Annotated in this window: 17 protein-coding genes; 10 read left to right on the top strand and 7 right to left on the bottom strand. The window is 57.5% G+C overall.

Annotated features, from left to right (window positions below; translation table 11 throughout):
• Nucleotides 1–10: 10 nt before the first annotated feature.
• On the bottom strand, nucleotides 11–619 hold the full coding sequence (locus EP166_RS06530) for a helix-turn-helix domain-containing protein (RefSeq protein WP_127555955.1): 609 nt from the start codon (nucleotides 617–619) through the stop codon (nucleotides 11–13).
• A 96-nt stretch (nucleotides 620–715) separates the two neighbouring features.
• Here EP166_RS06530 and EP166_RS06525 point away from each other — a divergent pair, with 96 nt between their 5' ends.
• From EP166_RS06525 to pepQ, 5 genes are read left to right on the top strand one after another with little or no spacing between them, the layout of a single operon-like run.
• Complete coding sequence (locus tag EP166_RS06525) at nucleotides 716–1,792, top strand: ABC transporter permease (RefSeq protein WP_127555954.1); 1,077 nt, start codon at nucleotides 716–718, stop codon at nucleotides 1,790–1,792.
• Nucleotides 1,789–2,694, top strand: coding sequence for an ABC transporter permease (locus EP166_RS06520; protein WP_220432491.1), 906 nt, complete (start codon nucleotides 1,789–1,791; stop codon nucleotides 2,692–2,694). The genes EP166_RS06525 and EP166_RS06520 overlap by 4 nt, the downstream gene beginning before the upstream one ends.
• A complete protein-coding gene (locus EP166_RS06515) occupies nucleotides 2,694–3,524 on the top strand; it encodes an ABC transporter ATP-binding protein (RefSeq protein WP_127555953.1) in 831 nt (276 codons plus the stop codon). Before EP166_RS06520 ends, EP166_RS06515 begins: the two co-directional genes overlap by 1 nt.
• Before the next feature lies 1 nt (nucleotide 3,525).
• Entirely contained in the window at nucleotides 3,526–4,248 is a 723-nt protein-coding gene (locus tag EP166_RS06510) for an ABC transporter ATP-binding protein (protein WP_127555952.1), read from the top strand.
• A 52-nt stretch (nucleotides 4,249–4,300) separates the two neighbouring features.
• Entirely contained in the window at nucleotides 4,301–5,605 is a 1,305-nt protein-coding gene (pepQ, locus tag EP166_RS06505) for a Xaa-Pro dipeptidase (protein ID WP_127555951.1), read from the top strand.
• A 52-nt stretch (nucleotides 5,606–5,657) separates the two neighbouring features.
• On the opposite strand, the gene EP166_RS06500 is transcribed toward pepQ, so the two are convergent.
• Entirely contained in the window at nucleotides 5,658–7,046 is a 1,389-nt protein-coding gene (locus EP166_RS06500) for an enoyl-CoA hydratase/isomerase family protein (RefSeq protein ID WP_127555950.1), read from the bottom strand.
• A 236-nt stretch (nucleotides 7,047–7,282) separates the two neighbouring features.
• Here EP166_RS06500 and EP166_RS06495 point away from each other — a divergent pair, with 236 nt between their 5' ends.
• Nucleotides 7,283–8,440: a TAXI family TRAP transporter solute-binding subunit gene (locus EP166_RS06495; RefSeq protein ID WP_127555949.1), complete on the top strand. Its 1,158-nt coding sequence runs from the start codon at nucleotides 7,283–7,285 to the stop codon at nucleotides 8,438–8,440.
• 64 nt (nucleotides 8,441–8,504) lie between these two features.
• Nucleotides 8,505–10,523: a TRAP transporter permease gene (locus EP166_RS06490; RefSeq protein ID WP_127555948.1), complete on the top strand. Its 2,019-nt coding sequence runs from the start codon at nucleotides 8,505–8,507 to the stop codon at nucleotides 10,521–10,523.
• Nucleotides 10,524–10,579: 56 nt separating this feature from the next.
• Here the strand turns inward: EP166_RS06490 and EP166_RS06485 are convergent, their stop codons facing one another.
• The 3 genes from EP166_RS06485 to EP166_RS06475 all read right to left on the bottom strand — a co-directional run bounded on the left by EP166_RS06485 (nucleotide 10,580) and on the right by EP166_RS06475 (nucleotide 14,221).
• Nucleotides 10,580–11,365 (bottom strand): IclR family transcriptional regulator, encoded by a 786-nt coding sequence (locus EP166_RS06485; RefSeq protein ID WP_127555947.1) that lies wholly within the window; start codon nucleotides 11,363–11,365, stop codon nucleotides 10,580–10,582.
• An 84-nt stretch (nucleotides 11,366–11,449) separates the two neighbouring features.
• Nucleotides 11,450–12,655, bottom strand: a complete 1,206-nt coding sequence (locus tag EP166_RS06480; RefSeq protein WP_127555946.1) for a 3-oxoadipyl-CoA thiolase — start codon at nucleotides 12,653–12,655, stop codon at nucleotides 11,450–11,452.
• Between the two features lie 24 nt (nucleotides 12,656–12,679).
• Entirely contained in the window at nucleotides 12,680–14,221 is a 1,542-nt protein-coding gene (locus EP166_RS06475; RefSeq protein WP_127555945.1) for a 3-hydroxyacyl-CoA dehydrogenase, read from the bottom strand.
• A 182-nt stretch (nucleotides 14,222–14,403) separates the two neighbouring features.
• Between EP166_RS06475 and EP166_RS06470 the strand changes: the two genes are divergently transcribed.
• From EP166_RS06470 to EP166_RS06460, 3 genes are read left to right on the top strand one after another with little or no spacing between them, the layout of a single operon-like run.
• Nucleotides 14,404–15,555, top strand: coding sequence for an acyl-CoA dehydrogenase family protein (locus EP166_RS06470; protein WP_127555944.1), 1,152 nt, complete (start codon nucleotides 14,404–14,406; stop codon nucleotides 15,553–15,555).
• On the top strand, nucleotides 15,555–17,162 hold the full coding sequence (locus tag EP166_RS06465; RefSeq protein WP_127555943.1) for a class I adenylate-forming enzyme family protein: 1,608 nt from the start codon (nucleotides 15,555–15,557) through the stop codon (nucleotides 17,160–17,162). The genes EP166_RS06470 and EP166_RS06465 overlap by 1 nt, the downstream gene beginning before the upstream one ends.
• Nucleotides 17,159–17,569: a PaaI family thioesterase gene (locus EP166_RS06460; RefSeq protein WP_127555942.1), complete on the top strand. Its 411-nt coding sequence runs from the start codon at nucleotides 17,159–17,161 to the stop codon at nucleotides 17,567–17,569. The genes EP166_RS06465 and EP166_RS06460 overlap by 4 nt, the downstream gene beginning before the upstream one ends.
• Before the next feature lie 81 nt (nucleotides 17,570–17,650).
• Here the strand turns inward: EP166_RS06460 and EP166_RS06455 are convergent, their stop codons facing one another.
• Together EP166_RS06455 and EP166_RS06450 are read right to left on the bottom strand one after the other, a co-directional pair.
• On the bottom strand, nucleotides 17,651–18,532 hold the full coding sequence (locus tag EP166_RS06455) for a 2-oxo acid dehydrogenase subunit E2 (protein ID WP_127555941.1): 882 nt from the start codon (nucleotides 18,530–18,532) through the stop codon (nucleotides 17,651–17,653).
• 17 nt (nucleotides 18,533–18,549) lie between these two features.
• Nucleotides 18,550–20,007 carry an NAD-dependent succinate-semialdehyde dehydrogenase gene (locus tag EP166_RS06450; RefSeq protein ID WP_127555940.1) on the bottom strand — a complete coding sequence of 486 codons (1,458 nt, stop codon included), beginning with the start codon at nucleotides 20,005–20,007 and terminating at the stop codon, nucleotides 18,550–18,552.
• Nucleotides 20,008–20,019 lie beyond the last annotated feature (12 nt).

Below are 20,019 nucleotides of genomic sequence, written 5' to 3'. Positions count from 1 at the left end.
TACCGATTTACTAGTCCCGTGACAGACGGGTTCTTTTTTGACCAATCAACCGGGGGGACGTACCTGTCCAGACCATACGGGCCGGTACATCGCCGATGTTGGCGAAACTGTGGGGGGTGTCGCCCATAAAGTGCAGGGTATCCCCGGCGTTCAGTACAAAGGTGCTGTCGCCCAGTGTTTGCCGGACGGTGCCTTCAAGCAGCACGATCAATTCTTCGCCGGCATGGCTGGTCAGTTCCGAGCTGTAGCCCACCGGGATGTGAATCATCAGTGAGGTCAGGGTGCCACCGGGCAGATCGGTCGACAGGCGTTCGTATTGCAGTGACGAGTCGGCGATGGCAAATCGCTCACGCTCCTGGCCGCGGGTGATGCTGTCGTTGGCTTTGGGCGTGGCGATGAAGTATTCGATGCTGACTCCCAGGGCCGACGCCAGCTGCGCCAGCGTCCCCAGAGAGGGCGTGCCCTTGTCCCGCTCCACCTGACTGAGGAACCCCACCGAAATGCCTGCCTGGTCACTCAACGCCTGCAGCGTAAGCCCGGCACGGCGGCGCAAATCCCGTATGCGCTGGCCGCTGAGCGGCGTTTTTTCGAGGCCCAAAGCCGGTGTTGGGTCGTTCATGAGTCAGCCTGTATTTATGAAAGTTATTTGACACTAGTAAAAAAATTTAGTTAAGTCAAAAAATGTTTTTTACAACAACAAAGGATTTTGTCTTCCATGAAAAGCCTTGTGCTGACAAACCCAGCCGCTGACGACCCGTGGAAAAGGCGCCGCCAGCAGTCATTGCGCTGGCTGGTTTCGTTGGGTGGCTTTGCGGCCACCATCGCGATGACCTTTCTGGGCTTGCTGGCCATTACCTTCGTGATCGGGCGAGTGGTGCCCATCGACCCGGTTCTGGCCGTGGTGGGCGACCGTGCCCCGCAGGACGTCTATGACGCCGTGCGGGCGGAGATGGGGCTCGATAATCCGCTGATCGTTCAGTTTATCCAGTACGTCGGTGCGGTGATCAGCGGTGATTTGGGGATGGCCGTTACCAGTCAGCGACCGGTGGCTGAAGAGCTGGCGCGAGTGTTTCCCGCGACACTGGAAATGGCCACACTCGGTATTTTGATTGGCGTTTTTGTGGGTGTGCCCGCTGGGGTCTTGGCGGCCGCTCGTCAGGGGACCTGGATCGATCAGGTCATTCGGGTGCTTGGCCTGGCGGGCTACGCCATACCCGCCTTCTGGCTGGGCCTGGTGGGCCTGGCCTTGTTTTACGCCAACCTGCGCTGGGTGGGCGGGCCCGGCCGGATCGATATATTTATGGAAGGCATCGTACCGAGCCGAACCGGCCTGTTGCTGATCGACAGCATGCTCTCGGGTGACTGGGCGGTGTTCCGCAGTGCCTGGTCTCATATTATTTTGCCCGCCACGATTCTCGGCTTCTTCAGCTTGGCCTACATCGCCCGAATGACGCGGTCGTTTATGCTCGAACAGCTCAGTCAGGAGTACGTGATCACCGCTCGGGTAAAAGGCGCACCAGAACGGGTTGTGATCTGGCGGCATGCGTTTCGCCCGATACGAATTCAGCTGGTGACGGTGATTGGTTTGTCTTTCGCCCAGTTACTGGAAGGGTCCGTGATGATCGAGACGGTTTTCTCCTGGCCCGGCATTGGCAACTACCTGACCAATGCATTGCTTAATGCCGACATGAACTCGGTACTGGGCGCCACGCTGGTGATTGGCGCTGTGTTTATTGGCGTCAACAAGGTCTCTGACCTGTTGTATCGCATACTGGATCCGAGGGCACGATGATGCAGCTGTCACACGCATGGTTAGTGGATGAAAATCCGGAAACCCGCTTTCAGGCCGGGGCCGGACAAACCTATCGGATGGTACGAGCGCTGCTGCGTAATCCGCTGGCGGTGGTCGGGCTGGTGATCATCATTGGTCTGCTCATCGTTGCTGCCTTTGCGCCGGTACTGGCGCCTTATTCTCCGATAGAAAGTAACCTGGGGGCGCGTCTTCTGGCGCCCTCGGCCGATCACTGGATGGGCACCGATGAGCTGGGCCGGGACATTTTTTCCCGGATTATCCATGGCGCGCGTATCACCCTGATGATCGTGCTGTTGGTCGCCGTAATTTCGGCGCCGGTGGGTTTGCTGGTAGGCACGGTGGCCGGCTATTTTGGTGGTTGGGTTGACCGCGTTTTGATGGGGCTGACCGATGTGTTCCTGTCGATGCCGAAGCTGATTCTGGCGCTGGCGTTTGTTGCTGCTCTGGGGCCCGGCATTGAAAACGCCGTGATCGCCATTGCCATCACCACCTGGCCGGTCTATGCCCGAATAGCCAGGGCCGAGACCCTGACGTTTCGCAATGCAGAGTTTATCTCTGCGATTCAAATGCAGGGCGCCAGCCATACCCGGGTGATTTTCAAACACATCATGCCGCTGTGTTTGTCGTCCACCATTGTGCGGGTAACGCTCGATATGGCCGGCATTATTCTGACCGCCGCCGGATTGGGCTTTCTTGGCCTGGGTGCGCAGCCGCCGTTGCCCGAATGGGGCGCTATGATTTCCAGTGGCCGGGCCTTCATTCTTGACCAGTGGTGGGTGGCCACCATGCCCGGTTTTGCCATCGTGATTGTCAGTCTTGGCTTTTGTCTCTTTGGCGACGGTCTGCGTGACGTACTCGACCCCCGCAACAGGACCCGATAATGAGTTTATTGACCATAGAAAACCTGCGCGTCAGCTTTCCCGGCGAACAGGGTGCCGTTGAGGTTGTAAAGGGCATCAGTTTTGAACTGGGGCGAGAGCGTCTGGGTATTGTTGGCGAGAGTGGCTCCGGTAAATCCATGACCGGTCGTTCGATTCTTCGTCTGATCGACAAGCCGGGTAAAGTGACTGCTGACCGGATGGAGTTCGATGGCCTCGATCTGACGACCCTGTCTAAGAAGCGAATGCGGGCCCTGCGCGGTGCTCGCATGTCCATGGTGATGCAGGACCCCAAGTTTTCATTGAATCCGGTGATGCGCATCGGCGATCAGATCGCCGAGGTGCTGAGCTTTCACAGCAAGTTAAACGCACGCGAGCGACGCAAGCGCGTGTTGGAATCCCTCGAAGCCGTGCGAATTACCGATCCGGAGCGGGTGTATAAACTTTACCCGCATGAAGTGTCGGGTGGCATGGGTCAGCGCATCATGATTGCCATGATGGTGATTCTTGAACCCGACCTGATGATTGCCGACGAACCCACCTCTGCACTGGATGTGTCGGTACAGGCTCAGGTGCTGGACATTATGGATGACCTGGTCACCCGCACCGGCATGGGGTTGATCATTATCAGTCACGATCTGAATATGGTCGCCCGTTATTGCGACCGCATTCTGGTGATGTTCAACGGTGAAATAGTGGAAAGCTGTCAAGCCAGTGAGCTGGCCAATGCCCGGCATCCCTATACCCAGGGTCTGCTGGCTTCAATGCCAACGCTCGATGAACACCGTGACCGTCTGCCGGTACTCGACCGCACCCAACTGGGAGGCGTTTGACATGATTGATCTCAAGCACCTGTCGATTGCCTATGGCGAAACCTCGGTGGTCAAAGACGTAACCCTGCACGTACCGGAAGGCGGCAGCTTTGCGCTGGTGGGCGAGAGTGGGTCTGGCAAGTCCACCATTCTCAAGGCCATTGCCGGACAGATCACCAACTGGACCGGCCGTATTCGGTTGGGTGAACACGACTTGCAGCACGGGCGTGACCCGGCTTTGATCCGCTTATGTCAGATGGTGTTTCAGGACCCCTTTGGCTCACTGCACCCGCGCAAAACGGTCGATACGATTCTCAGTGAACCGCTCAGCATCCATGGCATTGGCGACCAGAACCAGAGGGTTTTGGAGACGCTGGATGCAGTAGGGCTGGCCCGCAAGTTTCGCTTTCGCCTGCCGCATCAATTATCGGGCGGGCAACGCCAGCGCGTGGCGATCGCCCGCGCCCTGATGCTCGACCCGCCGGTGATGCTGCTTGATGAACCGACCTCGGCACTGGATGTATCAGTACAGGCTGAAGTGCTGAACCTGTTGAAAACCCTGCGGGAAGAGCGCGGGCTCACCTATTTTCTGGTGACCCATGATTTACCGGTTGTGTCATTTCTGTGTGACAACCTGGGCATTCTGCGGCAGGGCGAGCTGGTTGAACTCGCCACCGTTGACCAACTGAAACAACAGCAGTTCAGCAGCGACTACGGAAACGAATTGCTGTCGAAAAGTTTTTAATCGCGATACCCCCTTTACTGACAGGGCTGAATGACGGGCCCCGGGAGACACCATGAATACACAACACTACAGCCGACACCTGGCCACCCTGATGGAACGCTATGAGCGTGCCCTTGCAGCAACCGGGTACGACCAGGTTGTGATCAGCGCGGGGAGCCTGGTCATGGTGGCTGAAGACGACCGCGCCTACCCCTATACGCCGCGAGCCTATGCTCAGCAGTGGTTACCCTACGACGTCTTGCCCGACACCTTCATCGTCTTTAAGCCCGGCGACAAGCCGCGCCTGCTGTGGCCAGCCCGTCAGGATTTCTGGCATATTTCGCCCACTGAACCGAGTGGCGACTGGACGGGCATGTGGCGTCTTCAACCGGCTGAAAGCCTGGATGACTGGCTGCCCTCACTGACCGGTCGCACCGCCTGGGTTGGTCCGGAGCATCCGGCACTGAGTCAGTATGCTAATGCGGTTGAGCTAGACCCGGCGACGCTGAGATCCGCGCTGGCGTATGACCGCGCCTTTAAAACCGAGTTTGAAGTTGAATGCCTGGCTGAGGCAAACCGGCGTGCGGTACGCGGACACCGGGCAGCGCGTGACGCCTTTTTTGCCGGCCAGTCTGAAGCCGGTGTGTATCGCGATTATCTGGCCGCCAGTGGTCAGCTGGAAAGTACCGAACCCTACAGCGGCATCATTGCGTTGAACGCATCGGCGGCGACGCTGCATTACGAGCGGCGCTCATTTGACGTGCCGGCGCAACACCGAACACTGCTGATCGATGCCGGTGCCAAGGTGAATGGCTACGCCAGCGATATTACCCGTACGCACACCACCGATACCGGACATTTCGCCGCTTTGCTGGCAGGTGTTGATGCACTGCAACAAGACATCAACGCGGCCATCAAACCCGGCGTGAAAATGACCGACCTGCATCGTAAAACCCAGGCGGGTGTTGCGCAGCTGCTGCTGGATCACAAGATATGCAATCTCTCGGTCGAGGAACAACTGAGCAAAAAAGTCCCTCAGGCGTTTTATCCGCATGGGTTGGGTCACTTACTGGGCCTGCACGTTCACGACGTAGCCGGGCATCAGCAAACCCCCGAAGGCGAAGTACGTAACGACCCGGAAAACCCCTTCCTTCGTCTGACCCGCACACTGGAAGAGGGCATGGTGATTACCATTGAGCCCGGCTTGTATTTTATTCCGATGTTGCTGAACAAACTGATCGCAGCAGAGCCGCAGCACGGGCTGGATCTGGAGCTGATCGAACAGTTAAAACCCTATGGTGGCATTCGGATTGAAGATAATGTGCTGGTGACCGCAACCGGCCATCGTAACCTGACCCGCGAAGCGTTTGGCGCTTAAGCGGGGCTGCAGCCACCCTATTTATCCGAACTCCGAAACTTGTGTTACCAGGCTACTTCGACAAAGTAGCCTGGTAATGTGGCCCGCCCATATGTTTTGGGTAGCCCAGGGTTTCAATGGCCAGCACGTCTATGTCTGAACCGCGATAGCACAGCCCGCCTTCCCAGCTACTCAGGGCGGCTGTTTCCAGTGCGGTTCTGTCGCTTTCTGATGTTTTTGTATTGTCCTTCAAGGCGCGATAGAGACTGCGTTGCTTGGTCGGAATGATCGATAACCCGGATGATTTGAGCAGGTTGAGCAGGGCTTGGTGTACGCCGGGCTGTGCTCCGTGGTCAATCAGTTCTGCCCACTGGCTATCGGGAATAAGCAGTAATGAAAAGTCGCCCACCACGTCAGACTGCGCTGAATCCGGATCGAGAAAGGTGACGGTAACCGGGGTGTCAGCGATTTTATTATCGTCTGATGCCAGCCAGACCTTCATACCCGGCGACTCGGATTCAGACCGCTCCACCAGCGGCTGACCGGCCAGGGCTTTAACCACTGAATGCTCACCGGACACCACTGCACTTGTGATCCTGGATGGACCCTCTGCTCCCGGCACCTTGCTGATGGCTTTGCTGGCAAAAAAATGATGGATCAACCCGGCGCGCTGCGGTGAGTCCATGCATTGAAAAAACAGCTCGCGCTCGCGTGTCAGGCCCTCTGCCAGAGGTAAAATACAGCTGGCTTCAAGGGCTTCCAGAATGCGAAACGGGGAATAGAGCTCCGGGCATTCGTCGAGCAATTGCTGGCGAGCATGCTCGATGATATGGCTGTCGTCGCGGGGGTTGGGCAGGGCGCCGGTTTTGCGCAGCGCAATACGGCCTTCTTGCCATTGTCTGGCAACAGCCAGTGCGGCTTCCTGCGCGGAATCCGCATCGCTGATGGCGTCGATCAGCCCGGCGCTCAGCGCCGTTTGGGCATCCACCAGCTTGCCTCGGGTGATCCAATCGGCCGCCGTTGCCAGACCGGTCAGCCTGGGCAGGCGCTGGGTGCCACCGGCGCCGGGCAACAGGCCCAGCTTTACTTCCGGCAAGCCAAGGCGAGTGTCATTGAGAGCAACCCGGTAGTGGCAACCCAGGGCCACTTCGAGGCCCCCGCCAAGGGCCACTCCATGCAGGACGGCAATCACCGCTTTCGTGCTTTGCTCCAGCGTCGCGATCACATCGGGAAGGATGGGTGGCTGGGGCGGCTTGCCGAATTCTTTGATGTCAGCGCCGGCAATAAACACCTTGCCGCGCCCCATCACGGCAATCACCTTGATGGACGGGTCTGCCTCGGCCTGTTTCAGTGCATCAAGTAAGCCGGCACGGACGGACTGTGACAGGGCGTTGACCGGTGGGTTATCAATCTCGATCAGGGCCGTGTCGCCCTGGCGGCTCAAGTATACAGTCTGGCTCATCCTAACCCTCTATCGTTGTGCGCTGAACGGTGCCGTCGGAATCTGCTGTTTAGGGTGGTCAGCCCGGCATCAATAGTCAATAGAAACAAAATACCAAACTGCAGAGCGGAACAGCTCGGGTGTCTGAACGATACCAGCCATTGACAGGGGGAATCAGCGAGGGCTAGGATAGCCTCTGCATGCGAAAGTTAATTCCGCACAGCAAAACAAAAACAAGAAGCACTCAGGAGTGAACTATGAGACGTTTTGCGCTACGCCTTGCTGTTGCCGGCTTGCCACTGATGTTTGGTGCGTCCGCCAGCCTGGCATCCGAGGTTGAATTACCCTCTACCATGGCCTGGACGGCCTACGGCACGAATTCCAGTGGTTACGCTCAGGTGGTCGCCATCGGCAACATGCTGCAATCCCAATACGGCACCTCGGTTCGTATATTGCCGGGTGATAACGATGTATCGCGCATGACCCCTCTGAAAACCGGCCGCGTCGACCTGTGCGCCTGCGGTATTGCCAGTTACTATGGGGCCGAAGGTGTGCTGATGTTCGCCGATCGGGACTGGGGCCCTCAGCCGATTCGTCTGATCACAACGTCCAAGGCGTCTTTCGGTTTATCGATAGCCGTAGCGGGTGATCTGGGTGTTGTGACGCCGGCTGACCTGCGAGGCAAGCGGGTGGCTTACATTCGCGGTGATGATGCCCTGAACAAAGGCACAGAGGCCTACCTGGCGTTCGGCGGCCTAACCTGGGATGACGTGGAGCGGGTCGACTTTCCCGGCTACGCACGGTCGTTCGACGGGATCATAGCGGGGGATGTTGACGCCTCCTTCACCACCTCGGTGACACCGCCAGCCCAGCAACTGGCCAGCAGCCCCCGAGGCATCAGCTGGCCAGTGCTTGACCCGAACGATACCGAAGGCTGGGAGCGCATGAGAGCCGTTGCGCCTTACTTTCAGCCGCATCAGGTAACAGCGGGTGCGGGCGGCATCAGTGCTGACAATCCGGTTCCGAGTGCCAGTTACCCTTACCCGATCGTCATTGGCAATGAGACGCTGGATGACGATGTGGCTTACAGCCTGATCAAGGCCATGCAGGAAAAGTTTGACGCCTACAAGGATTCCGCGCCAGGTGCCAATGGCTATGCACTGGACAATCAGAATCTGCAATGGGTGATTCCGTTCCATGAAGGGGTGGTTCGCTATTATCAGGAAATCGGTGTCTGGAACGATGAGCTTCAGGCCCATCAGGACTATCTGGTCAACCGCCAGAATCTGATTCTGGATGCCTGGAATGCGTTTATTGACGATGCCCCAAGCGATAATGACGCCTTTGCCGAGGCCTGGATGCAGGCGCGGGCAGACGCATTGAACGCGGCGGGTATGGATCTGGTCTTCGAATAATCGCCTGTCCAGCCAACCAGCCTTCGGCTGGTTGGCTGATCTGTTTTTTTAATGAGTAGCTGTTATGACGATTGAGGCTCAGCGTAACCCTGCGCATCCCGACGAGACGGAGCAGGACGCGCCAGATTCAGAAAAGACCATCAGTATTCGTGCATTACCCAAACCTTTGGCATGGTTGCCAGCAACAATAACCAGCCTGTTATTGTTGATGACCCTGGATTACTTATTTAATTTTGGCTGGTTTCTCTTCGTCTCCAGTCTGGAAACGCAGTTCTATTATTCGGTGGTTACTTTGTTGTTGCCACTGGTCTTTCTGTTGTGGCCTGCGGCACCTTCGCTGGCGTCAAAGCCCGTGCCCTGGTATGACTATGCGTTGAGCCTGTTGACGTTGATCACCGGCGCGTATTTTGTCGTGCACGCCGAACCGATCCTTGAACGTGGCTGGGCGTTTGCCGCACCGGACCTGGCCATCTACTTCAGCTATTTGTTCTGGGTGTTGATTATTGAAGCGGCACGTCGTGCCGGTGGCTGGCCAATTGCCATTATCGCGGCTGTGTTTTCCCTGTATCCGTTGGTCGCTGACGTTATGCCTGGCCCCATTCAGGCGTTTTCAAGTTCGCTGTCGGAAACCGCCATGTACCACACCATGAGCACCGAAAGTGTCATGGGCATTCCACTGCAAGCGTTCGCCAGCCTGGTGGTTGGTTTTCTGGTGTTTGGCGTTGTGTTGCAGAAAACCGGTGGCGGTGAGTTTTTTATCAACCTGGCGTTCTCGGTATTGGGCCATGTTCGAGGCGGTCCGGCCAAGGTGTCTATTTTTTCAAGCGGGTTGATGGGCTCGATGAGCGGCAGTGTCATCAGCAATGTTCTGACCACCGGCACTCTGTCCATTCCCGCCATGCGGCGCATCGGCATGAAGCGATCGTTTGCGGCCGGTGTCGAGGCCTGTGCGTCTACCGGTGGCGTGCTGATGCCGCCGGTAATGGGGGCAACCGCTTTTGTTATGGCGATGTTTCTGAACGTCCCCTATTCAGCCGTCGTGCTGGCCGCGATTATCCCGTCCGTTTTGTATTTTCTCGGGCTCTTTATTCAAATCGACGCTTACTCGGCCCGCAATGAGCTTGAAGGCTTGCCTAAGGAAGACCTGCCGACCTTGTCGACGACGTTGAAGGAAGGCTGGTATTTCATTTTTGTGTTTGCGCTGTTGATCTGGATGTTACTGGTGATGCAGCGCGAAGCCGTCGCCCCGTTTTACGCAACGGCGTTATTGCTGGTATTGAATCAGTTTTCGAAGAAACATCGTTGGGGCTGGAAGCAGGCCTATATGGCCTTGACGGATGGCGCGAAATTATTTGCCGAGTTAACGGCGATTCTGGTCGGTGTCGGCTTGTTGGTAGGGGCCTTGTCGATTACAGGCTTGTCCGGAACCATTGCCAATGATCTGATCTTCCTGGCCGGCGGCAGTGTGTTGTTATTGCTTTTGATGGGCGCTCTGACCAGTTTCGTGCTCGGTATTGGCATGACGGTCACCGCTGCTTATATTTTCCTGGCCGTCGCACTGGCCCCTGCACTTACGAGGGGAGCGGGTCTGGACCCAATGGCGGTGCACCTGTTCATTCTCTACTGGGGCATGCTTAGCTTTATCACCCCGCCGGTAGCGCTCGGCGCGTTCGCAGCGGCCACGGTTGCCGGCGCTCGCCCGATTGAAACCGGGTTTCAGGCGATGAAACTGGGCAGTGTGATCTACTTTATCCCGTTTCTGTTTGTATTGAACCCGGCGCTGATCATGCAGGGCGGGGTGCTTGAGATTGCTGTTGTATTTGTCCAGGCCGTGGTAGGCATTGTCTTTTTCGCATCGGCCATGCAAGGGTACATGATTGGCGTTGGCCGATTGGGGTATGGCCTTGCCCAGGAAATTGTCGTTCGTGGGCTGGTGTTGATTGCCGGTCTTGCGCTGGCCTTGCCGGGCGGGGGGGATTTGATTCCCGTGACTCAGTGGCAACTGTTGCTGATAGCCGCGGCCTGCTTGCTGCCAGCGATCGGGCTGGCCCGGTGGGGTCAGGGAAAACACGCGATCGCCTAGAGCACAGAAATATCGGGCAGAATGATCGCGCAGCAACATGCTGCGCAATCATCGGCTTAGCCGTGTTTCAATTTATCCTGAATGGTACTGGCCAGCCGTTGTAAACGCGGGCCCAGCTTTTCAGTCAGTATCTGATGGGTCAACCTGAGTGACGCGCCGCCGCAATTAATGGCCATGACCTCAGAGCCGCCTTCAAGAATTAACGGCACAGCAACGGCGCTGATTTCGCTCTCCCAATCGCCTTCGGAAAACACAAAGCCATAGCGCTGAAAATCCTCGAGGCTCTTTGCAACTACGCCCTGTGCCGCCTCCCACTGTTTCGGGTCTGCTGTTTTAAGCTGCGCCAGAAACGCAGTGCGACGCGCCTCGCTAACGCCACACAACCAGGCACGGCCGATCGCCGTGGAAACTACAGGCAGGCGTGAACCGGCTTCCAGTCTCATAACCAGTGGCCCGGTGCCCTGGCACACTTCCACATAGGTGATGGCATTGCGGTCTACATCCCCCAGCGCAATCGCGCAATCCGTCGAGTTGGCCAGTTCCTGCATATAGGGCCGAGCCAGCTGGCGAATGCCATGACTGGCAAAAAACCGATACCCCAGCGCCAGCACACCTGGACCGAGCTGATATTTTTCCAGGTGGCTGTTGTATTTCAGATAGCCCAGTTGGGTGAGTGTGTAAGTGAGACGAGACACACTGGGCTTTGGAATTCCGGTGCGCTTCGATAACTCACCGTTGCCCAGATAGGTTTCACCCGCTTCAAAGGCGCGTAACAATTCAAGACCGCGTGCCAGGGCGGTGACAAAATTACGATCTTTTTCTTCGGGTTGATCGTCCTGCATGTGAAGGCATCACTCTGTAGATAATAATTTATGGTTCGGCGCAGCCCATTGCCACATAGTACCCCAGCCAGGCAGTCGCTGACATCAGCGACAACGCTCAATGATCACAGCAATTCCCTGGCCCACCCCAATGCACATAGTTACCAGTGCATAGCGTGTTTGTTGTGCTTCCAGATGTCGTAAGGCCGTCAGCGCCAGTCGGGCACCGGAAGCGCCGAGCGGATGACCGATGGCAATGGCACCGCCGTGGGCATTCAGACGCGCATCGTCAAAGGCCAGGCCCAGCTGTTGGGCGCAGCCCATAACCTGTACCGCAAAGGCTTCGTTGATTTCAATCACGTCCATATCGTTCAGCGTCAAACCGGCCAGCGCCAGTGCCTTGCGTGACGCGGGTACCGGGCCGAGACCCATGACTCTGGGTTCAACACCGGCCACCGCACAACTGACGATACGACCCCGGGGTTTGATGCCGGCATCGTTGCCTGCCTGCTGGCTGCCGAGAATCAGGGCCGCCGCACCGTCGTTGATGCCGGAGGCATTGCCCGCTGTAACAACACCATCAGCAAATAGAGGCGGCAGTTTTGCGAGCTTGTCAGCCGTACTCTCTGCACGCGGGTGTTCATCCCGGGTAACCTGAAGCGAGGGCTTTTTCCGGCCCTGGCTGACTTCCACCTCAAGCAACTCCCCATCGTAAAAGCCCTGGGCCAGTGCTTTTTGATAGAGCGCCTGGGAACGGGCCGCAAAGGCATCCGCCTGGTCACGTGGCAGCCCCATGTCGGCGGCGATGTTATCGGCGGTTTCAGGCATGCTGTCGAGACCGAATTGTTCCTGAATGCGGGGGTTGGCAAAACGGGCACCGATGACGGTGTCATACATCGTCTGGTTGCGGGCATAGGGGCTTTCGGCTTTGGCCAGAACGTAGGGCGCACGGCTCATGCTCTCAACACCCCCGGCAATGTACAGGCCGCCCTCTTCACAGCGAATGGCACGGGAAGTATCGATGACGGCGGCCAGGCCACTGCCGCATAACCGGTTGACGGTCTGGCCGGCCACAGAAACGGGTAGTCCAGAGAGAAGCCCGGCATGCCGCGCGACGTTGCGGGAGTCCTCACCGGCCTGGTTGGTGCAGCCTGCCACCACATCTTCAAAGTGTTCGGGGTTAAAGGGGGTGCGTTGCACCAGGGTGTTGATCGCCAGGGCGAGCAGGTCGTCTGGCCGTATGCTGGAGAGGTGTCCGCCAAACCGGCCAAAGGGCGTTCGAATTCCGTCGTAAATGTAGGCGTCTTGCATGATGTACCTCGGTCAGTAGGGCGATTAGCGTTCTTCAGTGGTCAGTGGCAGGCCAAGCAAGGCCCGGCGGCGCAGCCAGGGGCTGGGGCGGTATCGCGGATCACCGGTGACGTTCAACAGGGTGTTCAGTATCTCGAGAATGCGGGCCGGGCCAAAGTGGTCGCCCAAGGCCAGGGGGCCTTTGGGGTAACCCAGGCCCAGTTCTACGGCCCGGTTGATGGTCCCGGGCTCTGCTATGCCTTGCTGAGCCATATCGCAACCGATGTTGACGATGCAGGCGATGATGCGTTGCAACACGAACCCCTGGCTGTCTTTCAGGCGGGTGACGGCGCTGCCATCCTCACTGAGCAAGGTCATGGCGGCCCGGGTGAAACCAGGTTCCGTAGCCGGGCTGGTCATGACGCTGCGGCGTTTATCGAGACCCGCCAGCATGTCGATACCCAGGGTACGGGCCGGTGGCAGCCCTTGTCGCAATGCGCAGCCGGTGATGTCTTCACCCCAGGGCGTTACCAGGCACAGTGCCTGAGGGTCCTCTGGTGTGTCAGCAAGCGGCCAGCCAGCCGTTTCGAGCAGTGACGTTAGCAGAGCATGACTGGGTTCATCCTCGGGGCTGATCCATACCGGGCAGGGCGGGGTGCGTTCGATGGGGGGTTCGTCGGGCATCACTTGCTGCCCATTCTCGTAGGTGTAAAAACCCGCGTTCGTCTTTCGACCCAGCAGCCCGGCGCTGACGCGCGGGCGTATCAGTTGCGCTGGCCGATACCGGGGTTCTTGATAGTACTGGTGGTAAATGGATTCCATTACCGCACTGGAAACATCGAGCCCGGTGAGGTCCATCAGGGTGAAAGGGCCCATTCTGAACCCGCCCTGGTCGGTCATGATGCGGTCGATGTCCGCACAGCTGGCGCTGCCTTCTGACAGTATCCGCAAGGCCTCGGTGCCGAATGCGCGGCCAGCATGGTTCACGAGAAACCCCGGCGTGTCGGTGGTGTGTGCGGTGAAATGCCCAAGCTGCTGCCCGAGCGCCGTCATACGCTCGGTGACTTCAGGTGCGGTTTTGATACCCGGAATCACTTCGACGATCTTCATCAGCGGCACCGGGTTGAAGAAATGAAACCCGATCACCTGCTCCGGCCGCTTGCAGCCAGAGGCGATGTCGGTCACCGACAGCGATGAGGTGTTGGTTGCCAGAATGGTGTCGTCTCCGACCAGGCCTTCCAGCTCTGAAAACAGACTTTGTTTAACCTCCACCTGTTCAACAATGGCCTCGATGATGACGTCGCAATCGGCCAGATTGGCAAGCTCGGCTCCGGGTATCAGGTGGGCCAGCAGTCGGTCGTGGTCTGTCTCGGTCAGCTTGTTCTTACTGATTTTTTTCTGCCAGAGGCCCGAGACGAAATCGATGGCGGCGGTCGTTGCCCGGGTATTCTGATCGTACAAGATGACCTCAAGCCCGGCTTCAGCGGCAATTTGGGCAATGCCCCGACCCATGGCGCCGGTACCGACGATGCCCAGACGTTTGAATGTCAGTGACGCTGGCGTCGAAGTAGGGTGTTCACTCGACATAATGGAATTTCCTGTGACCTGTGCGTTTTATTGTTATGGCAGACCCGATGGTGGGTTCCGCTCTGAAAAACTGGATTCTAATGATTGACTGACATCCTAGGCTATGTAAAAGTTTGGCGCAATATATGCGGAAGAAGATACCGCATAGCGGAATAACAATAATAGCGCGGAGACGATCAACCATGATCAGAGATCAGGAAACACTGGACCAAATATTGGGTACGCTGCGGAAGTTTGTGCGTGAGCGGCTGATTCCGAATGAAGCCGTGCTGGCTGACACAGATCAGGTTCCGGCTGACATCGTTCAGGAAATGAAAGACATCGGCCTGTTTGGGCTGGCCATTCCGGAAGCCTACGGTGGCCTGGGTCTGACCATGGAAGAAGAAGTCCGGGTCGCGATGGAGATCGGCCAGACATCGCCCGCCTTTCGTTCCATTTTCGGCACCAATAACGGCATTGGTGCCCAGGGCATTCTGATTGATGGCACCGATGAACAAAAAAACTATTACGTGCCCCGGATGGCGACCGGCGAGATCATCAGTGCGTTTTGTCTGACCGAGCCCGACTCCGGTTCAGACGCGGCCAGCCTGAGAACAACGGCGATACGCGATGGCGATCACTATGTGCTGAATGGCACCAAACGCTACATCACCAACGGCCCTGAAGCGGATCTGTTCACCGTCATGGCACGGACCGACCCGTCGAATAAAGGCGCAGGTGGCATCACGGCCTTTGTGGTCGAGGGCAATACCCCGGGTTTATCCCGCGGGGCTATCGACAAGAAAATGGGGCAGAAAGGCTCTCATACCTGCGACATCATCTTTGAGGACTGCCGGGTACCGGCAGCCAACATCATCGGTCTCAAAGAAGGCCAGGGCTTCAAAACCGCGATGAAAGTACTCGACCGCGGTCGACTGCACATTGCAGCGGTGTGTGTGGGCGTGGCCAACCGGCTGATCGATGAATCGGTTCGGTATGCCATGGAACGAAAGCAGTTTGGGGTTCCGTTGTCCGATCAGCAACTGGTTCAGGCGATGCTGGCCGACAGCAAAACCGAAACCTACGCCGCCGAGTGCATGGTGCTCGATGGTGCTCGCCGCAAAGACGCGGGCGAGAATGTCTCGACCCTGGCCTCCTGCAGCAAATTGTTTTGCTCGGAGATGGTTGGCCGGGTGGCCGACCGGGCTGTGCAGATTCACGGCGGCGCCGGTTACATGGCGGAATACGCGGTCGAACGCTTTTACCGCGATGTCCGGTTGTTTCGCATCTATGAAGGCACCAGTCAGATCCAGCAATTGGTGATTGCCAGAAACATGGTGCGGGATGCCAGCTGATGGAATGGTCGACGCCCCGTCAGGCACCGGATGAGCAGATTTTTGGCCGCTGGGCCAGTGAACTGGTCGCTGAACTGCCCGATCGACTGAGTACCCGCGTTCACGACAACGCGAAACGCATACCCGAGCAACCCGCTCTGGTCGACGGGTCAGTGCGCTGGAATTACCGGCAGTTGTCAGCCGAGATTACAGCGGCGACCGCCTGGTTGACCGGGCAGGGTATTCGCCCGGGTGATCGGATTATGGTGGTCAGCGAAAACAGTCGGGCATTGGTGGTGCTATTGCTGGCTGCCACCGAGCTCGATGCCAGTGTCGCCATTGTTAATCCGCGTTTGTCCGTCAATGAGGTGGATGCCATTGCCCTCGATTGTCAGCCCAGACGCATCTATTACACCGCGAGTGTTTCCACCGAGGCCGCAGAGCACGGAGTACGGCGTAAGGCGGATACCCTTGTTCACGAGAGCCTGGGTGAGCTGATGATCAGCCCGGTCAACACGGTTGAAACGGATCCAGTGTACCCAGAGGGTCATCGCCAATTGGCCGCACTGATTTATACCTCCGGTACCACCGGCCGACCCAAGGGCGTCATGCTCAGTCACCGGGGCATCCTGTATATAGCGTCTATATCCGGGGGCATGCGTCATCTGACGGAGGGGCAGCGCGTCTATGGTGTATTGCCCATGTCGCACGTGTTTGGCTTGTCGTCGGTGTGTATGGGTTCGTTATACAACGGTGCCTGTCTTTACGTGGTGCCAAAGTTCACACCGGAGGCCGTGTTCGACGCGCTTGAGCATGAAGCGATTACCGTGCTTCAGGGCGTTCCAGCCATGTATGCCAAAATGTTGGAGCACCTGCGCACCCGTCAGCAGCCGCTGAAAAAGGACTCGCTGGTCTACCTCTCGGCGGGTGGCTCACCGCTCGATACAGAAACCAAGCAGCGGGTGGAGGCCGTGTTCAATCTTACCTTGCACAACGGATACGGTCTCACCGAGGCGAGCCCGACCATCAGTCAGACCCGGATCGATCAGCACCCACAGGATAATACCGTGGGTGCGGTATTGCCGATGCTCGAGTATCGACTTCAACTTCTAGACGCCGGTTCGGCTTCCAACGCGTCAGCGCGTGACGACGTGCCCGGGGAGCTGTGGGTGCGGGGTCCCAATGTCATGCTGGGTTATTACCGTCAGCCAGACGCCACGGCCGCCTGTCTGACCGCCGATGGCTGGTTGAATACCGGTGATATTGCGCGGGTCGATGACCAGGGGCAACTGTATATTGTCAGTCGCAGCAAAGAACTCATCATTCGCTCTGGCTTCAATATTTACCCGCCGGATATAGAGGCTGTGTTAAACCGACATCCGGCGGTGATCATGTCGGCGGTCGTCGGGCGGCAGGTGACGGGAAATGAAGAAGTGGTCGCCTATGTTCAGTGCGACCCGGGTGCCATGGTCACTGAACAGACATTGCAGGATTTTGTGCTGGATCAACTGGCCCCCTACAAGCGCCCCGCCAGAATTCATATCATGGAGCAGTTACCGGCGACGGCGACCGGTAAAATCCTGAAAGGCCGGCTGCGAGATCTGGCCAATACCGAAGGTGATGAATGAAGCAACAGCAACCGTATTCCGGTTACCAGGCGCTGATAGGCTGGGTGGTTACAGAGCGTCAACCAGGCACCGTGACACTGGCGCTGGAACTGACCGAGCATCACCTGAACCTGAGCGATTTTGTTCATGGCGGTGTTTTGGCCTCGCTTCTGGATACAGCCATGAGCTTTGCCGGGCTTTACAGCCCCGACCCCAAGGTGGTGCGCAAAGCCGTTACGCTGTCGATGACAACCACCTTTGTCAGCCCCGCACGTGAAGGGACGCTGACCGCCATAGGCAGGGTGCGCGGTGGCGGTCGCAAAACCTTTATGTCCAGTGGCGAAGTGTTCGATGCCAACGGTCATCTGATCGCGTTCGGGGAAGGGACCTTCCGGCTTCGCTCTGGCAGTGAAAGCGAAGGTCCCTGAGGAAGGCAGGCGAGGTCGCTGCGCGGTCACGGACCGGCCACTACCGCGCCAGTGCACGCTTATAGAAGGGGGTACTGTCTTCTATATCAACAGTAAACGCGGGTCAGCCAGGCTGCGCGCATAATCATTGAGAAAACGGGCGGCAACGGCCCCGTTTATGACGCGATGGTCATAGCTCAGGTCCAGCGGTACCATCGGCGTTGCCACAAACGACTCGCCATTCCACACCGGTTGTTGCTGCATACGGGTAATGCCGAGAATCGCAACCTCGGGCGGGTTCACGATTGGGCTGAAACCGGTACCGCCTATTCCCCCAAGATTGGTGATCGTCATGGAGGCACCCCCCATTTCATCGGGGCTCAGCTTTCTCGACTTTGCCCGCGTAGCCAGATCAACGATGTCTGCAGCAATCTGCCACAAGCCCTTTTTGTCAGCATCCCGAATGACCGGGACCATCAGCCCATGCTCGGTATCCACCGCGATGCCAATATGGACGTAGTTCTTCATGTGGAGGATGTCACCGTCTGCACTCAGGGACGCATTGAACGTTGGAAACTTTTTCAATGAAACGGCCAGTGCTTTCACAAAAAAAGGCAGCGTCGTCAGCTTCAGCCCTCGTGCGGTAGATTCGCTGCGATACTGAGCGCGGATGCGCTCGACTTCACTGACATCCACCTCATCGTGATGAGTGACCTGGGGAATCACTGCATTCGCAGCCGTCAGGTTCGCAGAGGCAACCCGGTCAATTTTGCTGGTTTTGTGCTCATCAACCGGTCCGAATTGACGGTGATCCACGTTCCAATAGCTGCTATAACCGTTCACAGGCTGCTCCAGTGTCTGATGGCCGTTGAGGTCATCCATGGTAAGTTGGGTTCTGCCCAGTCGGTCGGCCAGATCTTGAAGATCGATCGATAAGCGACGCGCTTGCGCTCGAACGCTTGGTGATGCAACAACAGTGTGCATACGATAATCCTCTCTCTTTACCAGGTTGCCGAGATGTACTGGGTTTCCATGAATTCCAGCATGCCTTCATGACCACCCTCGCGACCGAGGCCGGATTGCTTGCTGCCACCAAACGGAGCCGCCGGGTCGCTGACAAGGCCCCGGTTAAGGCCGACCATGCCATAGTCCAGCCGTTCGCATACTTGCATGGCACGCTTCATGTTCTCGGAAAAAACATAGGCCACAAGGCCATACTCGGTATCGTTTGCCCGGCGAATCACGTCGTCCTGGTCTTCGAAGGTTTGAATGGCAACGACCGGCCCAAATATTTCATCGTGCACACAGTTGGCGTTTTCCGGCACATTGGAGAGCACCGTCGGCGGGAAGAAAAAACCTTTACCGGGTAGCCGCTGTCCGCCACATTCCACTTTGGCGCCTTTCGCTACCGCATCGTTAACAAAGCCCACTACTTTCTCAAGCGTATCCAGGTTGACCAGTGCGCCTACGTCAACGGCCGGGTCGGCACCATTACCGATCTTTAACGCCGACATTGTTTGCGTCAGGCGTTTGGTGAATTCGTCAGCCACATCCTTGTGCACGTAAACCCGGTTGGCCGCCGTGCAGGCTTCGCCCAGGTTGCGCATCTTGGCGAGCATCACGCCTTCAATGGCGGTATCCATATCGGCATCTTCAAACACGATGACGGGGGCATTGCCGCCAAGCTCCATTGCGGGTGTGAGTACCTGATCCGCCGCTGATTTGAGCAGCTTGCGCCCAACCGCTGTTGACCCTGTGAAAGACACAACACGAACGCGAGGGTCGTGCATCATATGATCGACAACTTCGGCTGGCTTACTGGTGGGCAAGACGTTAACCAGACCCGCCGGTACGCCCGCCTCTTCAAGCAGGGGCATCAGGGCCAGCATGGTCAGCGGTGTTTCAGCGGCGGGTTTGATAATGACACCGCAGCCGGCCGCCAGGGCAGGCGCAATTTTTCGGGTACCCATCGCTGCCGGGTAATTCCAGGGGGTGACCAGCACCGCTAAACCGGCGGGCTTGTGTTGCACGATGATTCTTGCACCGGAAGCCGGTGCATGGGTAATGAGCCCGTCTGCTCGAACGGCCTCTTCCGCGAACCAGCGAAAGAATTCGGCAGCATAGCGAATTTCGCCCATCGCATCGGTTTTGCCTTTACCATTTTCCAGTGTGATCAGATAGGCGAACTCTTCAAGCCGCTCCTGAATCAATTCCCAGGCTTTTCGAAGCACTTCAGAGCGTTCGCGCGGTGTTCTTGCGGCCCACTCAATCATGGCTTTTTCAGCGGCATCAAGGGCGGCATCAGCGTCAGCTATCTCTGCTGATGCAACGGATGCCAGCGTTTCTTCCGTCGCCGGATTAAATACGCCAAAGCGGCCGTTTTCTGACGCGGGAACAAACTGACCATTGATATAAAGGTCGGTTGGAATCGTGTTGATGAAATCGTTATGTTGTGACATACCAATACCTTT

Origin of the sequence: Saccharospirillum alexandrii (assembly GCF_004000275.1) — a bacterium.
Classification (GTDB): domain Bacteria; phylum Pseudomonadota; class Gammaproteobacteria; order Pseudomonadales; family Natronospirillaceae; genus Saccharospirillum; species Saccharospirillum alexandrii.
This window is presented reverse-complemented; position numbering and strand designations above follow the sequence as displayed.

Bases quoted from the DNA above. Each gene is read 5' to 3' on its own strand.
- EP166_RS06530 (WP_127555955.1), bottom strand. From the start codon at position 619: ATGAACGACCCAACACCGGCTTTGGGCCTCGAAAAAACGCCGCTCAGC.
- EP166_RS06525 (WP_127555954.1), top strand. From the start codon at position 716: ATGAAAAGCCTTGTGCTGACAAACCCAGCCGCTGACGACCCGTGGAAA.
- EP166_RS06520 (WP_220432491.1), top strand. From the start codon at position 1,789: ATGATGCAGCTGTCACACGCATGGTTAGTGGATGAAAATCCGGAAACC.
- EP166_RS06515 (WP_127555953.1), top strand. From the start codon at position 2,694: ATGAGTTTATTGACCATAGAAAACCTGCGCGTCAGCTTTCCCGGCGAA.
- EP166_RS06510 (WP_127555952.1), top strand. From the start codon at position 3,526: ATGATTGATCTCAAGCACCTGTCGATTGCCTATGGCGAAACCTCGGTG.
- pepQ (WP_127555951.1), top strand. From the start codon at position 4,301: ATGAATACACAACACTACAGCCGACACCTGGCCACCCTGATGGAACGC.
- EP166_RS06500 (WP_127555950.1), bottom strand. From the start codon at position 7,046: ATGAGCCAGACTGTATACTTGAGCCGCCAGGGCGACACGGCCCTGATC.
- EP166_RS06495 (WP_127555949.1), top strand. From the start codon at position 7,283: ATGAGACGTTTTGCGCTACGCCTTGCTGTTGCCGGCTTGCCACTGATG.
- EP166_RS06490 (WP_127555948.1), top strand. From the start codon at position 8,505: ATGACGATTGAGGCTCAGCGTAACCCTGCGCATCCCGACGAGACGGAG.
- EP166_RS06485 (WP_127555947.1), bottom strand. From the start codon at position 11,365: ATGCAGGACGATCAACCCGAAGAAAAAGATCGTAATTTTGTCACCGCC.
- EP166_RS06480 (WP_127555946.1), bottom strand. From the start codon at position 12,655: ATGCAAGACGCCTACATTTACGACGGAATTCGAACGCCCTTTGGCCGG.
- EP166_RS06475 (WP_127555945.1), bottom strand. From the start codon at position 14,221: ATGTCGAGTGAACACCCTACTTCGACGCCAGCGTCACTGACATTCAAA.
- EP166_RS06470 (WP_127555944.1), top strand. From the start codon at position 14,404: ATGATCAGAGATCAGGAAACACTGGACCAAATATTGGGTACGCTGCGG.
- EP166_RS06465 (WP_127555943.1), top strand. From the start codon at position 15,555: ATGGAATGGTCGACGCCCCGTCAGGCACCGGATGAGCAGATTTTTGGC.
- EP166_RS06460 (WP_127555942.1), top strand. From the start codon at position 17,159: ATGAAGCAACAGCAACCGTATTCCGGTTACCAGGCGCTGATAGGCTGG.
- EP166_RS06455 (WP_127555941.1), bottom strand. From the start codon at position 18,532: ATGCACACTGTTGTTGCATCACCAAGCGTTCGAGCGCAAGCGCGTCGC.
- EP166_RS06450 (WP_127555940.1), bottom strand. From the start codon at position 20,007: ATGTCACAACATAACGATTTCATCAACACGATTCCAACCGACCTTTAT.